The sequence below is a fragment of the Raineyella sp. LH-20 genome, assembly GCF_033110965.1.
Classification (GTDB): domain Bacteria; phylum Actinomycetota; class Actinomycetes; order Propionibacteriales; family Propionibacteriaceae; genus Raineyella.
The window spans coordinates 2538990-2557120 of the sequence record NZ_CP137003.1 but is presented as its reverse complement, the minus strand read 5'-3'; the positions used below and the strand labels follow the sequence as shown (position 1 = coordinate 2557120).

Here is an 18131-nt window from a genome sequence, read left to right as displayed (position 1 = left end):
CGACCCCGGTTCTCAAGCGGCGCACAGGGAACGATCAGGCTCCTTGAATCAGCGGCGAACATGGTGGTCACCAACAACGTTCTGCGTATTTGGAGGAGAACAATGTCGGAGCGCCCCGGTTCCCCGTCGTTCGAGCCACCGGCCGGGTCATCGCCGTCCGGGCCGCCCCAGGCCGGGCAGCCCGCCGGCCAGCCCCAGGCCGGGCGGGCCCAGGCACCGTACGGTCAGCCGCCGTACGCGGAGCCGTGGCAGGCCTCCCCGCAGTGGCAACCGCCCGCCCCCGGGCAGGCCCCCGGCCCGCTGCAGACCCGCCGCAGGACGCGCAACGGCTCGGGGCGGCTGGTCGCCCTGGTGCTCGTCGGCGCCCTGCTCGGCGGCGGCGTCGGCTCGGCGGCCACCCTTGCCGTCACCGGCACCGGCGGCCAGGTCGTCCAGGGCGGCGGCACCACCACGCCGGTCGTCCAGGGCAACGGCAACGCCGTCGACTGGGCGACCGTGGCGAAGTCTGTCGAGCCGGCGGTGGTGTCCATCACGGTGAGCAGCGGATCCAGCGGTGCGCAGGGATCGGGCGTCATCCTCGATGTCCAGGGCCACATCGCCACCAACAATCACGTGGTGAGCGGCGGCCAGAACGGGCAGATCCAGGTGACGCTCAACAACAACACCATCTACAACGCCACCATCGTCGGGACCGACCCGGGCACCGACCTGGCCGTGATCAAGATGACCGATCCGCCGAAGGACCTGACGCCGATCGCCTTCGGTGACGTGTCGAAGGTCGCGGTCGGCGACCCGGTGATGGCGATCGGCAATCCGCTCGGCCTGTCCGGCAGTGTGACCACCGGCATCGTCTCCGCCCTGCACCGGCCGGTCCGGTCCTCCACCAGCGAGCAGCAGCAGCCGCAGTCGCCGTTCAGCCAGGGTCAGAACCAGACCGCCGACTCCACCGTCGTCACCGACGCGATCCAGACCTCGGCCGCGATCAACCCGGGCAACTCCGGTGGCGCCCTGGTGAACGCCTCCGGTCAGCTGATCGGCCTGACCTCCTCGATCGCCACCCTCGGCGGTTCGTCGGGCAGCCAGTCCGGCAACATCGGCATCGGCTTCGCGATCCGCGCCGACCAGGTGCGGTCGGTCACCCAGGAACTGATCGCCAAGGGCTCCGCCACCACCCCGCTGCTCGGTGTCACCACGGCCGACGGCGTCGGCACGGTCGACGGCCAGCAGGTCGTGGGCGCCGAGGTCAAGTCGGTCACCTCCGGGTCGCCGGCCGCGCAGGCCGGCATCACCGAGGGCGATGTGATCACCGCCATGGACGGGGTGCCGATCACCGGCTCGGTCAGCCTGGCGGCGCGGGTGCGCAGCCAGCAGGTCGGCGACGCCGTCACCCTCGACGTCAGCCGCAACGGGGGCACCCGCCAGGTCAAGGTCACCCTCGTCGGGAGGTGATGCTCGCCGCCCTGTCCGCCTGCGGTGGGTAGGGTGACGGCGTGACTGTCGATCTCGGCTGGGGGCTGGCCATCGCGCTGCTGGCCCTGGTCCTCCTGTCGGTGCTGCTGTCCCGCCTCGGCGAACTCGGCCTGGGGCGCCAGCAGGTGATCGCCTCGGTGCGCGCGGTCCTGCAGCTGGGTGTCGTCTCATTCGTCATCGTCGGCGCGGTCCGCTACGTCTGGTCGGCACTGCTGTTCGTACTGTTGATGTTCTGCATCGCCACCTGGACGGCGGCGAGCCGGGCCGGCGTACGCAACGCGCTCCCCTGGGTGGCGCTGGCCATCGCCGGTGGGGTGGTGCCGGTCTCGGCGGTGGTCTTCCTGTCCAGGGCTGCCCCGTGGAACGGTGCGGCGATCATCCCGATCGTCAGCATCATCGTCGGCAACGCGATGAACGCCCACACCCTGGTCACCCGCCGCGCCTTCCCCGCTCTGCGGGAGCAGCGCGGACAGTACGAGGCCGCGCTCGCGCTCGGCTTCGAGCGGCCGTGGGCCATCCGCCAGATCATCCATCCGGGCACGGCCGAGGCGCTGGTGCCCAACATCGACACCACGCGTACGGTCGGCCTGGTCACCCTGCCGGGCGCATTCATCGGCGTGTTGCTGGGCGGCGGCTCCCCGGTCCAGGCCGGTGCCTCCCAGGTGCTGGTGCTGATCGGGATCATGGCCGCCAACGCCGGCGTCGCGGTGCTGGTCGAGCGACTGGCCAGCGCCGGCCGGCTGCTGCCGCCGGACCTGCGGGGCATCCTGCGTCCCTGAGCCTCCGGTCCCGCTGCTCCCCGGTGCTCCCCTGCCGAGCCGCATCCGGCCGTACGGTGATTCAGAGAGCGGCGAGCACCGTCCGCCAGATCTGCCGGGACCGCTCCTTGGCCTCGGGGGTGGTGAGCCGCTCCTGGGTGGCGGTCACCCGACTGCCGCCCGCCGCGGCCTCGACAGCGATCTGGAAGCTCGACCCGTCGGTGAAGGACGTGCGCCAGTAGCGCCGCTTGGGCGTGACGCTGGTGCGGGCATCCTCCGCGAGGGTCGACCCGGCGAGTGTGGATCCGACGATCGACCCGCCCTCCGCGACGTACGTCGTCCACGCCGTCATCGCGGCCTCCGGCTCCAGCGGGAGGGTACGGGTCACCGAGACGAAGAACGTCCCGTCCGGGCGTTGTCCCGGCAGCCGGCAGCCGATCTGCTGTTCGTACGCCACCGCCACCGACTGCGCCCACCACAAGGGATTGTCGGGCCCACCGGTCAGCCGCTCCGCGGCCAGCGCCGCCAGTGCGCCGTGGTCGAGGTCACGGCCGCCGCGGTCGTCCAGCCAACGACACCAGTCGTCCCAGCCGATGCCGCCGGCCGCCTCGATCGCCTCGAGGTTCGCAGGTCGTGTCATGGACCGCAGTCTGCCAGGGTGCCGGCCGGAAGACGACCGGAAGACGACCGGAAGACGACCGGAAGACGACCGGAAGACGGCCCCGCGCGGGGCCGCCCTCCGGCGGGTGGTGCTGCTGACTAGATCTTGATGCAGACGTTGGAGATCTCGGTGTAGAACTCCAGCCCGTGCACGCCGCCCTCACGGCCGATGCCGGAGTGCTTCATGCCGCCGAACGAGGTGCGCAGGTCGCGGAGGAACCAGGAGTTCACCCAGACGATGCCGGCCTCGAGCTGCGGGGCGACCCGCAGGGCCCGCGACATGTCGCGGGTGAAGAAGGTCGCCGACAGACCGTACTTGGTGTCGTTGGCCAGCTTGATCACCTCGTCCTCGTCGGAGAACGGGATCAGCGCGACGGCCGGGCCGAAGATCTCCTCGGTCGCCACGCGCGAGTCGTGCGCCAGGCCGGTCCAGATGGTCGGCTGCACCCACGAGCCGCCGTCCCGCTCGTCGCCGAAGGTCGGCGCGCCGCCACCGGTGACGACGGTGGCGCCCTCCTCCTCGGCGAGCTGGTAGTACGACAGCACCTTGTCGCGGTGCTCGTCGGAGACCACCGGGCCGAAGTTCATCGCGGCGTCGTCCGGGTAGCCGTACGCCAGCTGGTTCTCGGCGTAGTCCTTCAGCCGGTCGCGGACCTCGTCGAAGACCGACTCGTGGACGTACACCCGCTCGGTGCCGAGGCAGACCTGACCGGTGTTGAGGAAGCAGGAGCGGCCGAGCTCCTTGACCGCCAGGTCGAGGTCGGCGTCCTCGAAGACGATGCCGGCGTTCTTGCCGCCCATCTCCATCGAGGTGGCCTTCAGTGTGTCGGCGGTCGCCTTGATGATGATGGAGCCGGTCACGGTCTCACCGGTGAAGGTGATGCCGTCGACGTCGGGGTGCGAGGTGAGCATCGCACCGGTCGCGCCGAAGCCGTTGACCACGTTGTAGACGCCGGCCGGGACGCCGACCGCGTTCATCACCTCACCGAGCAGCGATGCGGTCGACGGGGTGACCTCGGAGGGCTTCACCACGACGGTGTTGCCCATCGCCAGGGCCGGGCCGGCCTTCCAGGTCATCAGCAGCAGCGGCAGGTTCCACGGCGAGATGATGCCGATGACGCCACGCGGTCGGCGCACCCCGAAGTTCCACGCGCCGTTGCCGTCCGGGGTGTCCATCCGGAAGGTCTCGGTGGCGTGCTCCTTGAGGGTGTGCGCGAACGCCTTGAAGTTGGCCGCGCCGCGCGGGATGTCCACGTGGGAGGCGACCGAGTACGGCTTGCCGGTGTCGAGGACCTCGAGCTCGAGGAAGTCGTCGAACCGCTTGGTGATGCCGTCGGCGATGTCCAGGACGAGCCCGATCCGCTCGTCGGTGGTGAGCTTCCCCCACGGACCGCTCAGGGCGGCGCGGGCGGCGGCGACCGCCGCGTCGACCTCTGCCTGCCCGGCCGCGTGGACCTGTGCAGTGACCTCGCCGGTGACCGGGTAGAGGACGTCGAAGGTGTTGCCGGTCTCGACGTACTGGCCGTTGATGAAGTTGGCGACGTTACGCGGCGTGATGACCTTGTGCATGGATGGTTCCTGTCTGTGCTGGTCGGGCGGAGATCGGGGTGGCGTCAGCCCTGCTCGGCGGCCAGCCGGGCCTGACGTTCGGCGATGGTCTCGTCACCGGCGGCGAAGTGCGTCTTCGGGACTTCGCGCACGATGACCCGGATGCTCTGCTGCGGTGCCCCGACCGACGTCATCACCGCCTGGGTCAGTTCGGTGATCAGCGCCCGGAGCTGTTCCGGCGTACGACCCTCGACAAGGGTGCATTCGACGAGAGGCATCATTCACCGTCCGCGTGGAAGTGGACCGACCCGAGGTTGGTGAAGTGGAAGGCGATGGAGCCGGCGGCGGTCGCGAAGTAGGCGTCGGTGATGCCGCCGGTCAACACGATCCAACCGGGCTCGATCGCCAGGCCGCGCTTGGCCAGGTCGTTGGCGGCCAGCGCCAGCGCCTCGCCGGGGTGGCCCTGCACCGCGGCACCGGTCGCGGAGTCGACGATCTGGCCGTCGACCTCGACCAGGACGGCCTCGGTGGACAGGTCGATGTCCTCGGGCCGGACCGCGATCGGGCCGGTGGAGAACCGGCCGGAGGAGGCATTGTCGGCGATGACGTCGCCAGCGGTGAACCGGAAGTTGCGATAGCGGGAGTCGATCACCTCGCCACCCCCCTGCACCTGGCCCACTGCGGCCATCGCCTGGGCTGCGGTGACACCGGGTCCCTCGAGGCGGTCCTTCATCACGAAGACCAGCTCCGGCTCGATCCGCGGATGGATCAGCCGGTCCAGCGGCACCGGGTCTCCGGCGGGCAGGATCATCGCATCGGTCAGCCAGGCGACGAACGGCGTGTCGACACCCATCCGCTGCTGCTTGGCGCGGGAGGTCAGCCCCAGCTTGACGCCGATCAGCTTCTCGCCGCGGGCCAGGCGCTTGGCCAGGTTCGCGTCCTGAATGGCGTACGCCCCGGCGATGTCGCCGGCCAGCTCGGGCCACTCGTCGCTGATCGGCTCACGCTCGCGGATCTCGTCCTCGCAGGCGAGCAGCTCCGCGGCGACGCTCTCGTAGTCCCAGGCCATCGGTCAGTTCTCCTTCGAGGTGTTGGCGATCACGGCGGTCACCGAGCCGAGCCCGCCGAAGGTGGCGGTCACCCGGTCGCCGGGGCCGACCGGGACCATCTTCGTCACCGAGCCGGGCAGGACGACCTTGCCTGCCTCCAGCGTGGTGCCCAGAGGGCCGACGGTGTTGGCGAGCCAGACCAGCGCGTTGATCGGCGAGCCGAGGACGGCGCCACCGGCGCCGGTGCCGACGACCTTGCCGTTCTTGTGCATGGTGCAGCCGACCAGCCGCAGGTCGAGGTCGCCGAGGTAGCAGGGTGTGGAACCGAGCACGACACCGCCGCCGGAGGCGTTGTCGGCGACGGTGTCACCGATCTTGATGTCCCAGTCGCGGACCCGGGAGTCGACCACTTCGAGCGCGGGCAGGACGAAGTCGACCGCGCGCAGGGCGTCCACCAAGGTCACGCCGGGGCCGCGGAGGTCCTCCTTCAGCACGAAGGCGATCTCCGGCTCGACCCGGGGCAGTATGTGCCCGCTCAGGTCCATCGGCATGTTCTCCAGATAGAACTGGTCGGTGAAGATGTGGCCGAAGTCCGGCTGCGCGACGCCCAGCTGCTTCTGCATCGCCGGGGAGGTCAGGCCGACCTTGTAGCCGCCGACGGTGCGTCCCTCGGTCAGCCAGCTGCGTACGGTCAGCATCTGGATCTCGTAGGCGTCCTCGATGGTGAGGTCGGGGTAGGTCTCGCGCAACGGCGGGATCGACACCCCACTGCGGTTGGCCTCGAGCAGCGCCTCCGCGGCACTGGTCCGGCTGATCGAATCCACGTTCGTCTCCTTCCGTCGGTTGTCGGTGGTGCGGGGTGCGGGTCAGCGGCCGAGGGAGCGGCTGATCCGCTGGGCTGCGGTATGCAGCAACCTGGCCAGCGTCGGCACCTGGGGCGCCAGTCGCTCGGTCGGGCCGAGCAGGGACAGCGCGGCGTACGCCTGCTGCTGCAGGTCGAGCAGCGGCACCGCCACGGTCGAAATGCCCTCGTACGACTCGTTGTCGGCGTGAGCGTAGCCGAGTCGGCGCACCTCCTCGAGGGTCGCCTCCCACTCGGCGAGGCTGCGGATGGTGTGGCTCACCCGGGGCGGGAACCCCGCCTCGCTGCGCGCGTGGGCCGCCTCCGGGCTGTACGCGGCCATCACCTTGCCGGAGCTGGTGACATGGCTGGGCAGTCGGCGGCCGGAGCTGGCCAGCACCTTGGCGCCGGCGCCGATCTCGAGCCGTTCGATGAAGACGACGTCGGCGCCGTCGGGCACCGACAGGTTCACCACGTAGTTGGTCTGGCGGCTCAGCTCCAGCATCGTTGGCATGGCGACCTGGCGCAGGTCGAACCGCGCCTGGGCGAGGTGCCCCAGCTCGAAGAGATGGATCCCGAGCCGATAGCGCCCGGTGCGGGGATTGCGTTCGACGATCCGCCGCGAGGCCATCGTGCTGAGCAGTCGGTGGGCCGTGCTCTTGGCGATGTCGAGTCGACGGGCGATGTCGGAGACGCCGAGCTCCCCGTCCACGGAGAAGCACTCGAGCACGTCGAGGGCGGTCCCGACGGACTTGAGCTCCCCCTGGCGGGTCTCCTGGCGATCACCACGGGACCGCGCGAGGGTCGTCACCGCCCAGGTCCTGCTCTCGGCGGGCTGGTTCGCGGCCATGCTCGTCATCGATCGAGGACGGCGGCGGCACCCGCCTCGGCGATCGCCCGGTCCTCCTCCGAGGAGCCGCCGGAGCAGCCCACCGCCCCGACGAGTTCGCCGTCGATCACGATGGGGATGCCACCCCCGAAGATCACCAGGCCCGGGCGCAGCGGGATGCCCTGGCCGACGGAGTCGTCGTCACCGGCGAACAACTCCGACCACCCGTGGGTGGGCAGGCCGTTGAAGGAGACCACCGAGACCGCCTTGTCCTGCGCGATCGACGCCGACATCAACGGCGCGCCGTCCATCCGGTCGAAGCTCACCAGATTGCCCCCCAGATCGGCCACGGCGATGTTGACGGAAACGCCCAGCTCGGTGGCCCTGGCGAATGCACCGGCGATGGCGGCGCGGGCACCGTCGAGCGAGATGACGGTCTGCGGACGGGTGAGGGACATGGCAGGACTCCTTGACGTACGGAACGGCGGGTGGCCGCATCGGTGCCCGGAGACCCTGTGGTCCCCGGGCACCGATGCGGGCAGGCCGACTAGGTGAGGACGGTGGTGAAGCGCTCGTTGAGCTCGCGGGCGTGGTAGAAGATCGCCTTGCCCAGGGCGTCCGGGGTCCAGGTGACCATCGGGCGGTCCGGGTAGGAGTAGTAGCCGCCGGCGAACACCTCGTTGCGGTTGCCCGCCGGATCGAAGAAGTACACGGTCTTGCCGCGGGTGATGCCGTGGCGGGTCGGGCCGATGTCGATCGGCACGTCGTCCATGGCGAAGAGGTCAGCGGCGCGGGTGATCTCCCAGCCCTCCTCCAGGCGGAAGGCGAAGTGGTGCAGCTTCGACTGCGGGCCCTCGAGGACGGCCAGCTGGTGGATCTGGTTCGACGCGGTCATCCAGATGGCGATGTTGTGCTGATCGGCCGGGTCGAGCGAGGTGGCGACCTTCTCAGCGGTCCAGTAGCCGAAGACGTCGTGGAGGAAGCGCTCCATCTGGCCGACGTCCTCAGCGGTGATCAGCGCGTGGTCGAGGGCCGGGGCGCCGATGCCGCGCAGGTCGCGCGGGAACGCCTCCGGGTTGACGTTGCCGACGTCGGACTGACCGGAGGTGATGTCGTGGTAGACGTCGAACAGGTGGCCGGACGGGGTGTGGATCCGCAGGATCTCCCCGACCTCGAGCTCCTCACCCTTCGAGATGCGCTCGGTGGTGGCACCGAAGGCCTGGGCCTTGTTCTCGATGTCGGCCAGATCGTCGGCGTACTGGGCCTTGAAGCCGAACTTCACCAGGCCGACGCCGCCCTCCTCGAGGACGACCGAGTGGTGGTCCCACTCGTCCCAGCCCTTGAAGTACACCTTGTTGTCGGCCGCCGCGACCTCGTTGAGGCCGAGGGTCTGGGTGTAGTGCTGGCGGGCCTCTGCCAGGTCAGTGACCCTGACATGGGCATAGCCCATTCGCATGATCGCCATGAGGGAACTCCTTCGTTGTCGTGGCGGTACTGATTCGGATGCTAGGTGGACGGATGTGATCGGGGGCGTGACGAGAGGTAAGTCACACCGGGACACGAGTCCTCGGCTGGTGTGCCGAGGACTCCTTGCCGGAGAGCATGTAGCGCATCAGGGGGTTGACCAATCGCAACGAGTTCTCCCGGAACTCGACGACCATGTCCTGGCTCGGCACGGCGCGGCAGGGAAGGCACACCCCCTGGGCTGCCTCCTCCGGCGTGACGACCTCGTCCGACACCGGGCGCTCGTAGACGAAGTCGCCCTCGTGCACGTCGATCTTGCAGAAGCCGCAACCACCTCGTTTGCAGCCGATGCGCATCGCGTACCCGGTGCGGTAGAAGGCGCCCATGATGGTCTCACCGTCACGCACCTCGACCACCTCGCCGGTCGGGTGCACAGTCACCGTCGTCATGGCGCTCCTTCGCGTCGATGCCCTTGGCCCGTCCCTGTGGACGGAGCCTCGTGCGATACCCACGACTCTCCTGCACACCTACGACACAGGCCACAGATGTTCCTGAGGACGGAACGGGGTTCGTCTACCCGGAACACTACCTATGGCGCCAGACCGCGAGACCTAGGCGAAATCCCGTATTGCTTTCGGCAGTCTGCCCGGGTCCCAGCGCAACACCCGGGTCGCCACCCCGAAGGCGTACCGATCGGTCATCCCACCGATCCAGGTGATCGCCGCCCGCACCACCTCGGGCGAGTCGGCGGGCGCGTCAGGGGCGGACGGCAGCAGCTCGGGACGGTGGGCGTAGTGATCGACCAGCGCCCGGAGCACGTCGACCACCGCCCGGGACTGGGCGACCGAGTCGGGACGGGTGTAGATCCGCTCGTAGTTGAAGGACCGCAGGCCGGCCAGCGCGGCGGCCTCGTCGGCCCCCATGGCGACCTCCCCGTGCTCGCTGACGGTGCGGACGACTGCCCGGACGAAGGTCCGGATCTGGGCCTTCCGGTCCCGTCCGCAGACAGCGGCCACCTCGGCCGGGACGTCCGCCACGGCGACGATCCCGGCCCGGGCGGCATCCTCCAGGTCGTGCGCACAGTACGCGATCCGGTCCGCCCAGGAGACGATCTCCCCCTCGATGGTGCCCGGGGCGGGTCGTGACCAGGAATGGTTGCGGATGCCGTCGGAGGTCTGGGCGCACAGGTTGAGATCGGTCAGCGCGACATCCGCGCCCCAGGGGCCGTGATCGTAGCCCTCCGGGAGGTACGGGTCGAAAGCGTCCTCGGACGCGTGCCCGCCGGGACCGTGGCCGCAGTCATGGCCGAGGGCGATCGCCTCGGTCAACGCCACATTCGCCCCCACTCCGCGGGCGATCGCGGAGGCGACCTGGGTGACCTCGAGGGCGTGGGTGAGCCGGGTGCGCTGGTGGTCGGTGGGGTGGACGACCACCTGGGTCTTGCCGGCCAACCGGCGGAACGCGGTGGCGTGCACGATCCGGTCCCGGTCCCGCTCGAAGCAGGTGCGCTCCGGATCCGGCTCCTCCTCCCGGGGTCGGTCGCCGGCGCCGTGCGAGAGAGCCGCTCCCGGGCGCAGGGTGGCCCGCTCCCGGGCCTCCCGGGTCTCCCGGTCGATCACCGCACCGCGGCCGATCGGCGCCGCGGAGTCGGCGTGCGCCCGGACCAACCGGTCGCCGTTGTCGTGGCCTCCCATCGTGCGGGCCCACTGCTGCGCGCGCGGCAGCGGCACTGAGGGATCGACCGACACGTCCTCGACGTCCATGGCTCCCATCCTGCCAGCAGCCGCTGACAGTGCCCCCGCTCAGCCGCCCGAGACGCCCAACTCGGCGGCGGACAGGTCCCGGCCGAGGCCGCAGGTGTCGTCGAGCCAGCCCTCCGGCATGGCCACGTGCTCACGCGGGGTGCCTTGGCGGCCGCGCGGCGCACCGATCGCGGTGTCCGGGAAGGCGACAGTGGGATCGAGCCGCCCCAGCAGGTCGTCCAGCTCGACGAAGGACGAGACCATGGCAAGTCCCCGGCGTACGTCACCGCCGACCGGGAACCCCTTGAAGTACCAGGCGACATGCTTGCGCAGGTCGGTGAGGCCCCGCCGCTCCCCCAGCAGCCCGGCGAGCAGCTCCCCGTGGCGGCGGAACATCGCAGCGACCTCTCCGAGGGAGGGCACCGTACGCGTCACCCGGCCGGCGAACGCGTCGGCCAGATCACGGAACAGCCAGGGCCGACCGAGACAGCCCCGGCCGACCTCCACCCCGGCGACACCGGTCTGCGCCACCATCTCCAGCGCGTCGGCGGCCTCCCAGATGTCCCCGTTGCCGAGCACCGGGATCGAGACGTGGTCCACCAGGGCGGCCATCGCGTCCCGGTCGGCATCGGCCGCATAGGCCTGGGCGACCGTACGCCCGTGCAGACAGATCGCCGCGACGCCGGCATCCTCGGCGATCCGGCCGGCGTCGAGGTAGTAGGGATGGTCGGCGTCGATGCCGATCCGCGTCTTCATCGTCACCGGCACGCCGTAGCGGTCCGCGGCACGGACGGTGGCCCGCAGGATCTCGCCGAGCAGGTCGCGCTTCCACGGCAGCACCCCACCGCCGCCCTTGCGGGTGACCTTGGGCACCGGGCAGCCGAAGTTGAGGTCCACGTGGTGCACCCCGTACTCCCCGCAAAGGATCTCGGTCGCCGCCGCCATGATGGCCGGGTCGACCCCGTACAGCTGCACCGACCGCACCTTCTCGGCGGGCGAGAAGGCCAGCATCTCCAGCGACTTGCGGTCCCGCTCGACCAGGCCGCGGGAGGTGATCATCTCGCACACGTACAGCCCGGCGCCCTGCTCGGCGCACAGCTCCCGGAACGCCGCGGTGGTCACTCCGGCCATCGGGGCGAGCACGACCGGAGCGTCCACGACCACGGCGTCGGGTCGGGACGGAGCTGACAGGCGCAGGGCGCGGGCGGGCGGGGTGGTCGGCGGCACCGGGCGATTGTACGTGGCGGTCCCGCAAGGCCGCTGATGACGGCATGACAGGATGGCACCCATGAGCCCTCGCGCAGTCGTGTTCGACATGGACGGTGTCCTCACCGACACCGAGAGCATCTGGGACACGGTGCGTCGTGGCCTGACCGCCGACGAGGGGCTGGCCTGGCCGGCCGGGGCGACCGCCGCCATGATGGGGATGAGCACCGCCGAGTGGTCCCGCTACCTGGTCGACACCGTCGGACTGAGCGGCACCCCCGAACAGGCGGCGCAGCGCACCATCGAGGCGTTGGCCGTACGCTACGCCGATCACCTTCCCGTCCTCCCGGGCGCGGTCGCGGCGGTCCGGCGGCTCGCCGGACGGTGGCCGGTGGGACTGGCCTCCTCCTCCCCGCGCCGGCTGATCGACGTCAGCCTGGCCGCCCTGGGCATCGCCGACGCGTTCGCCGCCACCGTCTCGACCGAGGAGGTGGGACGGGGCAAGCCCTCCCCCGACGGCTACCTGCAGGCCTGTGCGCTGCTCGGCGCCGATCCGCGGGAGTGCGTGGCGATCGAGGACTCGAGCAACGGTCTGCGCGCCGCGGCAGCGGCCGGGATGGCGGTGATCGCCGTGCCCCGGCCGGACTTCCCGCCGGCCCCCGAGGCCCTGGCGCTGGCCGACGTCGTCGTCGCGGACCTCGACGCGGTCGGCCTCGACCTGGTGGCCGGGCTGCGCTGATGGCCACCCCCGAGTTCATCCTCCGCCAGCGGGCGAAACTGGGCCACGAGTTGCTCTGGCTGTCCGGATGCACCGCAGTGGTGCTGCGGGACGGCCCGGAGGGCCCCGAGACCCTGCTGATCCAACGGACCGACAACGGTCTGTGGACCCCGGTGGCCGGGATCATCGACCCGGGTGAACAGCCGTACGCGGCGGCGCTGCGCGAGGTGCGCGAGGAGGCCGGGGTGGTCGCGGCGATCGAGCGGCTGGCCTGGGTGACCGTCACCGACGTCATCACCTACGAGAACGGCGACCAGACGCAGTACATCGACCACACGTTCCGCTGCCGGTGGGTGTCCGGCGAGCCACGGCCCGACCACGAGGAGACCGCGCAGGCCCGGTTCTTCCCGATCGACCGGCTTCCGCCGATGAACGAGGTGCACGCGAGCCGGGTCCGGGTGGTCCTGGAGGACCGCCCCGAGACCCGGCTCGGACCGTACGTTCCCTGAGCGTCAGCCCTGCGGCTCACCGCCCGGTGCCCAGTCGGCGGCCAGCGCGGTGATCCGGGCCACCCGCTCGAGGATCTCCGAGGGGTCGTCCGGATCGGAGGCCAGCCCGACCAGCATCGCCGTCATCGGCGCGCCCGGACGGGTCGGACCGTGGGCGACCGCCGCGATCATGTCGAGCATCGGCGTCCGCACCAGGTCCACCACGGCGGGATCGAGGCCCAGCTCGGCGCTCGCCGCGTCGAGCCACCGGCTCATCTCCCGCATCTTCTCGGCCTCGACGGCCGGATCCGACGATTTCGCCATGTCGTGGAGTCTAACCAGGTCCGGCGTGCTCAGCAGCCGATCAGCTTGTCGGCCAGGTAGGACTCCACCTGATCGATCGCGATCCGCTCCTGGGACATCGTGTCGCGCTCCCGGACCGTGACCGCCTGGTCCTCCAGGGTGTCGAAGTCCACCGTCACGCAGTAGGGGGTGCCGATCTCGTCCTGGCGTCGGTAGCGCTTGCCGATCGCCTGGGCGTCGTCGAAGTCGACGTTCCAGTGCTTGCGCAGGCAGCCGGCGAGGTCCTTGGCCTTCGGGGTCAGCGACTCGTTGCGGGACAGCGGCAGCACCGCCACCTTGACCGGCGCCAGCCGCGGATCGAGCTTGAGCACGGTGCGCTTGTCCACCCCGCCCTTGGCGTTCGGCGCCTCGTCCTCGACGTACGCGTCGGTGAGGAAGGCCATCAGCGAGCGGGTCAGTCCGGCCGCCGGCTCGATCACGTACGGCGTGTAGTGCTCACCCTTGGCCTGGTCGAAGTAGTCCAGCACGGTGCCGGAGTGCTGCGTGTGGGTGCCGAGGTCGAAGTCGGTGCGGTTCGCGACACCCTCCAGCTCACCCCAGTCGGAGCCCTGGAAGCCGAACCGATATTCGATGTCGACGGTCCGCTTGGAGTAGTGCGACAGCTTCTCCTTGGGGTGCTCGTAGAAGCGCAGGTTGGCCGGGTCGATGCCGAGCTCGACGTACCACTGGTGGCGGTTGTCGATCCAGTACTGGTGCCATTCCTCGTCCGTCCCCGGTTCGACGAAGAACTCCATCTCCATCTGCTCGAACTCGCGGGTGCGGAAGATGAAGTTGCCCGGGGTGATCTCGTTGCGGAAGGACTTGCCGACCTGGCCGATGCCGAACGGCGGCTTCTTGCGCGCCGCGGTCATCACGTTCTTGAAGTTGACGAAGATGCCCTGGGCGGTCTCCGGGCGCAGATAGTGCAGGCCGGACTCGTCCTCGACCGGGCCGAGGTAGGTCTTCAGCATCATGTTGAAGTCGCGCGGCTCTGTCCACCGGCCCTTGACGCCACAGTTCGGACAGTTGATCTCGGCCAGCGGCACCGTGTCGGGATCGTCGACGCCGTGCTTGGCGGCGTACTCCTCCTGCAGGTGGTCGGCCCGCAGGCGCTTGTGGCAGGACAGGCACTCGGTGAGCGGGTCGGTGAAGACGCCGACGTGACCGGAGGCCACCCAGACCTCACGGGGCAGGATGATCGAGGAGTCCAGTCCGACGATGTCCTCGCGCCCGGTGACCATCCACTTCCACCACTGGCGCTTGATGTTCTCCTTCAGCTCGACACCGTAGGGCCCGTAGTCCCACGCCGACCTCGTGCCGCCGTAGATCTCGCCGCTGGGGAAAACGAAGCCGCGCCGCTTGGCGAGGGAAATGACATTGTCGAGCTTGCTCGGGGCCACGTGTGTTCACTCCGTCTGTCGTCCGGGGGCATCCGGCTGATACCACCGCCGGCCAGCCTAGCCGACCTGCCCCCGCGGGACGTTCTCCCCCAGCTCCTCGGCCGGCAGGTAGGCGGTGGGCTCGTCGAGGGCGTACGCCATCACCGGCATCAGGGCGTACGTCGCCGCCGCGCCGCCGATCGCCCGGCGATAACTGCCCGGGTCGTCCCACCGCGACACCAACGCCCACAGCTGTGGATCGTCGAGGTTGCGGACCAGGTCGACGCCGGCCACCCCGGGGCGGGAACGGAAGTGGTCGACGGCGATCCCGGCGACGACTGCGAACTCCGCCGCGCCGCCCTCCGGGACCCGGAAGCGATGGATCACCAGCACGTGGGTCAGCGTAGCCGACCCACGTGGTTTTGACATTCATCCCCAGTTTGTTGAGAATGGTTTTCATGAACAGTTCGCGCCTCCTCGGCGGTGCCTCCGCACTCGCCGCCATCGCCCTGCTGGGCGCCTGCACCGGCTCCCCATCCGCCGCTCCGGACACCGGGAAGACCCAGGTGGTCGCCGCCATCTACCCGTACGAGTGGCTGGCCGAGCAGATCGGTGGCGACCGGGTGACGGTGGAGGGACTGCTGCCGCCCGGCGGCGAGGCCCACGACCTCGAGCTGACCCCCCAGCAGGTCGCCGACGTCACGATCAAGGGCGACCTGATCCTCTACGAGTCCCATTTCCAGGCCGCGGTGGACTCCGCCGTCGGGCAGGGTGTCCACGGCACCGCGCTGGACGTCCGCACCCTGGTGCAGAACCTCGACACCACCGAGTCGCCCGACGGACACGACACCGAGACCCCCACCGACGCCCACGACGCGGCGGCCGATCCGCACCTGTGGCTCGATCCCACCGCCCTGGTCACTGTCGCGGACGCCGTCCGCGACAAGCTGACGGCGATCGACCCGGCCGGCGCCGACACCTACCGGGCCAACACCGACACGGTGACCGCCGCCCTGACCGCCGTCGACGCGGAGTACAAGGCCGGGCTCGCCAGCTGCGATCGGACCGGCTTCGTCACCTCCCACGAGGCCTTCGGCTACCTGGCGCAGCGCTACGGCCTGCAGCAGATCTCCATCCGCGGGCTGGACGCCACCGTCGAGCCGACCGCGGCGCGGATCGCCGAGGTGCAGGACATGGCCAAGCGCGAGGGCATCACCACGATCTTCTACGAGACCGCGGTGTCGCCGGCGGTCTCCCAGGCGATCGCCCGCGACGCCGGACTGCGCACCGACGTGCTCGATCCGATCGAGGCCCGGCCGACGGACACCGCCCGTGGCGCCGACTACCTTGGGGTGATGCGCGCGAACCTGCAGTCCCTCCGGACCGCGAACGGCTGCCGATGACCACCGACGACCTGCCGACGACCGACGGCACTGCGCCGCCGGTCGTCGGCCTGCGTGATCTCTCGGTCTCGCTGGGCGGTCTGCCGATCGTCCGCGGCGTCTCGGTCGACATCCACGCCGGCGAGTTCGTCGCCCTGCTCGGCGCCAACGGCTCCGGCAAGACCACCCTGCTGCGGGCCGTGCTCCGCCTGGTCCCCCATCAGCGCGGCTCCATCGAGCTGTTCGGCGTACGCCAGGAGTCGTTCCGGGACTGGCACCGGGTCGGCTACGTCCCCCAGCTGGTGGACGCCGGGCTGCTCACCGCGACGGTCCGCGAGGTCGTCGCCGCCGGCCGGCTACCGTTGCGACGTCCCTTCGTGCCGCCCGGCCGGGCCGACCGGCAGGCGGTGGCGCGTGCCATCGACGAGGTCGACCTGACCCAGAAGGCCGGCACCCAGCTGGCCCATCTGTCCGGCGGACAACGGCGGCGTGCCCTGATCGCCCGGGCGTTGGCCACCGATCCGGACCTGCTGGTGATGGACGAGCCGCTCGCCGGCGTGGACGTCGTCACCCAGCGAGCGCTCGCCGAACTGCTGCGTACGCTCACCGCGAACCGGCGGCTCACCGTGCTCGTCGTGCTGCACGAGCACGGCCCGTTCGCCGATCTGGTCGGGCGCAGTCTGCTGCTGCAGGACGGCCGGCTGGTGTACGACGGGGCCGGGTTCGACCCCGGGCTCCCCCACGTGCACCACCATCCGCCCGAGCACATCTCCTCCCACAACGACTGGGTCCCGGCCTACCCGTCCGGTCCGGAGCAGGAAGAGGGCGACGCATGAGCACGATCCTCAGCTATCCGTTCATGGTGCGGGCGCTCCTCGGAGCCCTGCTCACCGGCCTGATCGCGCCGACCATCGGCATCTACATCGTCCAGAAGCGGCTCAGCCTGCTCGGCGACGGTCTGGGCCACGTGGCGATCGCCGGCGTCGGCGTGGCGCTGCTCGCCGGCGCCACCCCGCTGCCGGTGGCGATCACCGTCGCGATCCTCGGCGCCGTGCTGATCGAGTACCTGCGTCAGCACCAGCGCGCCTCCGGCGACGTCGGGCTGGCCATCCTCTTCTACGGCGGGCTGGCCGGTGGCGTCTTCCTGTCGGGCCTCGCCGGTGCAGGCGGCCTGACCCAGTACCTCTTCGGCTCGATCACCACGATCAGCGACGCCGACCTGCTGATGATCGTGGTGCTCGCCCTGTGCGCCCTGGTGATCTCGATCGGGCTGTCCGACCGGCTGTTCGCGGTGGCGACCGACGAGGAGTACGCCCGCACCCTCGGTCTGCCGGTCCGGTTCTACAACTATCTGACCGTGGTGCTCGCCGCGGTGGCGATCTCGCTGTCGATGCGTACGGTCGGCCTGCTGCTGGTGAGCGCGCTGATGGTCGTCCCGATCGCCGCCGGCCGCAACCTGGTCACCGGCTTCTGGCTGACCATGGTGGTCGGGATGGGCATCGGGGTGGTCGCCGCCACCGGCGGCGTCCTCGGCTCGTACTACTGGAATGCCCCGCCGGGTGCCCTGATCGTGCTGATCGCCATCGCCACGTTCATCGTGTCGCTGCCGATCGGCGCGGCACTCACCCGGCGCCGCCGGGCCGGCCGGGCGCTGCCGGTGGTCGTCGAGGTCGTTCCCCCGCCGCACGAGCAGGAGCGGGGCGAGGGCCACCCGCACGTGCACGGCGGTCCCGAGTGCCACCACCCGACGGTGCGTCACGGCGACCATCTCGACTACGTGCACGACGGTCACCGGCATGCCATGCACGGCGACCACTATGACGAACACTGACACAGGAGGCGGCAGGATGGCCGTGGGGCAGCGGACGACCCGGCAGCGCGAAGCGGTGCGCCGGGCGATGGACGAGTCCGAGGAGTTCTGTACGGCGCAGCAGGTGCACGACCGGCTGCGGGAGCGGGGCGACCAGGTCGGGCTGACGACGGTCTACCGCACCCTGCAGGCGATGGCCGACACCGGCGATCTCGACGCGCTGCGGACCGTCGACGGCGAGCTGGCCTACCGCCGCTGCACCAGCGACCATCACCATCACCACCTGGTCTGCACCCGGTGCGGGCGTACGGTCGAGATCGAAGACCCCGATGTGCTCGCCTGGACCCAGCGGGTGGGGACCCAGCACGGCTTCCACGACGTCCGCCACGATCTGGAGATCTACGGCGTGTGTGCGCAGTGCTGGGCCGCCCGCCCCTGAGTCGGG

General features: G+C 70.5%; 22 protein-coding genes. 8 read left to right on the top strand and 14 right to left on the bottom strand.

Annotated elements, in window-relative coordinates:
- Positions 1–102 precede the first annotated feature (102 nt).
- Together R0146_RS11240 and R0146_RS11235 are read left to right on the top strand one after the other, a co-directional pair.
- A complete protein-coding gene (locus R0146_RS11240) occupies positions 103–1449 on the top strand; it encodes a S1C family serine protease (RefSeq protein ID WP_317689700.1) in 1347 nt (448 codons plus the stop codon).
- Between the two features lie 77 nt (positions 1450–1526).
- A complete protein-coding gene (locus R0146_RS11235) occupies positions 1527–2249 on the top strand; it encodes an ABC transporter permease (protein WP_411567201.1) in 723 nt (240 codons plus the stop codon).
- Between the two features lie 61 nt (positions 2250–2310).
- Here R0146_RS11235 and R0146_RS11230 read toward each other — a convergent pair whose 3' ends face one another.
- The 11 genes from R0146_RS11230 to dusB form a co-directional block, all read right to left on the bottom strand.
- Entirely contained in the window at positions 2311–2868 is a 558-nt protein-coding gene (locus R0146_RS11230) for a hypothetical protein (RefSeq protein ID WP_317689696.1), read from the bottom strand.
- A 119-nt stretch (positions 2869–2987) separates the two neighbouring features.
- Positions 2988–4457 carry a 2-hydroxymuconic semialdehyde dehydrogenase gene (locus R0146_RS11225; RefSeq protein ID WP_317689694.1) on the bottom strand — a complete coding sequence of 490 codons (1470 nt, stop codon included), beginning with the start codon at positions 4455–4457 and terminating at the stop codon, positions 2988–2990.
- 44 nt (positions 4458–4501) lie between these two features.
- Positions 4502–4714, bottom strand: coding sequence for a 2-hydroxymuconate tautomerase (locus R0146_RS11220; RefSeq protein WP_317689692.1), 213 nt, complete (start codon positions 4712–4714; stop codon positions 4502–4504).
- The gene (locus tag R0146_RS11215) at positions 4714–5505 is read right to left on the bottom strand and encodes a 2-keto-4-pentenoate hydratase (protein WP_317689689.1); all 792 of its coding nucleotides are present in this window, start codon (positions 5503–5505) and stop codon (positions 4714–4716) included. Before R0146_RS11215 ends, R0146_RS11220 begins: the two co-directional genes overlap by 1 nt.
- Positions 5506–5508: 3 nt before the next feature.
- Positions 5509–6309, bottom strand: a complete 801-nt coding sequence (locus R0146_RS11210) for a 2-keto-4-pentenoate hydratase (protein WP_317689687.1) — start codon at positions 6307–6309, stop codon at positions 5509–5511.
- 42 nt (positions 6310–6351) lie between these two features.
- Positions 6352–7176, bottom strand: coding sequence for an IclR family transcriptional regulator (locus R0146_RS11205; protein WP_317689685.1), 825 nt, complete (start codon positions 7174–7176; stop codon positions 6352–6354).
- A gap of 5 nt (positions 7177–7181) precedes the next feature.
- Positions 7182–7613 (bottom strand): GlcG/HbpS family heme-binding protein, encoded by a 432-nt coding sequence (locus R0146_RS11200; RefSeq protein WP_317689683.1) that lies wholly within the window; start codon positions 7611–7613, stop codon positions 7182–7184.
- Positions 7614–7702: 89 nt separating this feature from the next.
- Positions 7703–8620 (bottom strand): catechol 2,3-dioxygenase, encoded by a 918-nt coding sequence (locus tag R0146_RS11195; protein ID WP_317689680.1) that lies wholly within the window; start codon positions 8618–8620, stop codon positions 7703–7705.
- 82 nt (positions 8621–8702) lie between these two features.
- Positions 8703–9068 (bottom strand): 2Fe-2S iron-sulfur cluster-binding protein, encoded by a 366-nt coding sequence (locus R0146_RS11190; protein WP_317689678.1) that lies wholly within the window; start codon positions 9066–9068, stop codon positions 8703–8705.
- A 162-nt stretch (positions 9069–9230) separates the two neighbouring features.
- Positions 9231–10313, bottom strand: a complete 1083-nt coding sequence (locus R0146_RS11185; RefSeq protein WP_317692391.1) for an HD domain-containing protein — start codon at positions 10311–10313, stop codon at positions 9231–9233.
- Positions 10314–10421: 108 nt separating this feature from the next.
- The gene (dusB, locus tag R0146_RS11180; RefSeq protein WP_411567142.1) at positions 10422–11588 is read right to left on the bottom strand and encodes a tRNA dihydrouridine synthase DusB; all 1167 of its coding nucleotides are present in this window, start codon (positions 11586–11588) and stop codon (positions 10422–10424) included.
- A 61-nt stretch (positions 11589–11649) separates the two neighbouring features.
- Here dusB and R0146_RS11175 point away from each other — a divergent pair, with 61 nt between their 5' ends.
- Both R0146_RS11175 and R0146_RS11170 read left to right on the top strand, forming a co-directional pair.
- Entirely contained in the window at positions 11650–12306 is a 657-nt protein-coding gene (locus R0146_RS11175; RefSeq protein WP_317689676.1) for an HAD family hydrolase, read from the top strand.
- Positions 12306–12794: an NUDIX hydrolase gene (locus R0146_RS11170; protein WP_317689674.1), complete on the top strand. Its 489-nt coding sequence runs from the start codon at positions 12306–12308 to the stop codon at positions 12792–12794. Before R0146_RS11175 ends, R0146_RS11170 begins: the two co-directional genes overlap by 1 nt.
- Positions 12795–12797: 3 nt before the next feature.
- Here the strand turns inward: R0146_RS11170 and R0146_RS11165 are convergent, their stop codons facing one another.
- From R0146_RS11165 to R0146_RS11155, 3 genes are read right to left on the bottom strand one after another with little or no spacing between them, the layout of a single operon-like run.
- Positions 12798–13097: a DUF6457 domain-containing protein gene (locus R0146_RS11165; RefSeq protein WP_317689672.1), complete on the bottom strand. Its 300-nt coding sequence runs from the start codon at positions 13095–13097 to the stop codon at positions 12798–12800.
- A gap of 29 nt (positions 13098–13126) precedes the next feature.
- The gene (locus R0146_RS11160) at positions 13127–14515 is read right to left on the bottom strand and encodes a glycine--tRNA ligase (RefSeq protein ID WP_317689670.1); all 1389 of its coding nucleotides are present in this window, start codon (positions 14513–14515) and stop codon (positions 13127–13129) included.
- A 57-nt stretch (positions 14516–14572) separates the two neighbouring features.
- Entirely contained in the window at positions 14573–14923 is a 351-nt protein-coding gene (locus tag R0146_RS11155) for an antibiotic biosynthesis monooxygenase family protein (protein ID WP_317689669.1), read from the bottom strand.
- 29 nt (positions 14924–14952) lie between these two features.
- Between R0146_RS11155 and R0146_RS11150 the strand changes: the two genes are divergently transcribed.
- The 4 genes from R0146_RS11150 to R0146_RS11135 are packed head-to-tail and all read left to right on the top strand — an operon-like array spanning position 14953 to position 18125.
- On the top strand, positions 14953–15897 hold the full coding sequence (locus tag R0146_RS11150; protein WP_317689668.1) for a metal ABC transporter substrate-binding protein: 945 nt from the start codon (positions 14953–14955) through the stop codon (positions 15895–15897).
- Positions 15894–16712: a metal ABC transporter ATP-binding protein gene (locus R0146_RS11145; RefSeq protein WP_317689665.1), complete on the top strand. Its 819-nt coding sequence runs from the start codon at positions 15894–15896 to the stop codon at positions 16710–16712. Before R0146_RS11150 ends, R0146_RS11145 begins: the two co-directional genes overlap by 4 nt.
- Positions 16709–17707 (top strand): metal ABC transporter permease, encoded by a 999-nt coding sequence (locus R0146_RS11140; protein ID WP_317689663.1) that lies wholly within the window; start codon positions 16709–16711, stop codon positions 17705–17707. The genes R0146_RS11145 and R0146_RS11140 overlap by 4 nt, the downstream gene beginning before the upstream one ends.
- A 16-nt stretch (positions 17708–17723) precedes the next feature.
- Positions 17724–18125 (top strand): Fur family transcriptional regulator, encoded by a 402-nt coding sequence (locus R0146_RS11135; protein WP_317689660.1) that lies wholly within the window; start codon positions 17724–17726, stop codon positions 18123–18125.
- The last annotated feature ends 6 nt before the right edge of the window (positions 18126–18131 follow it).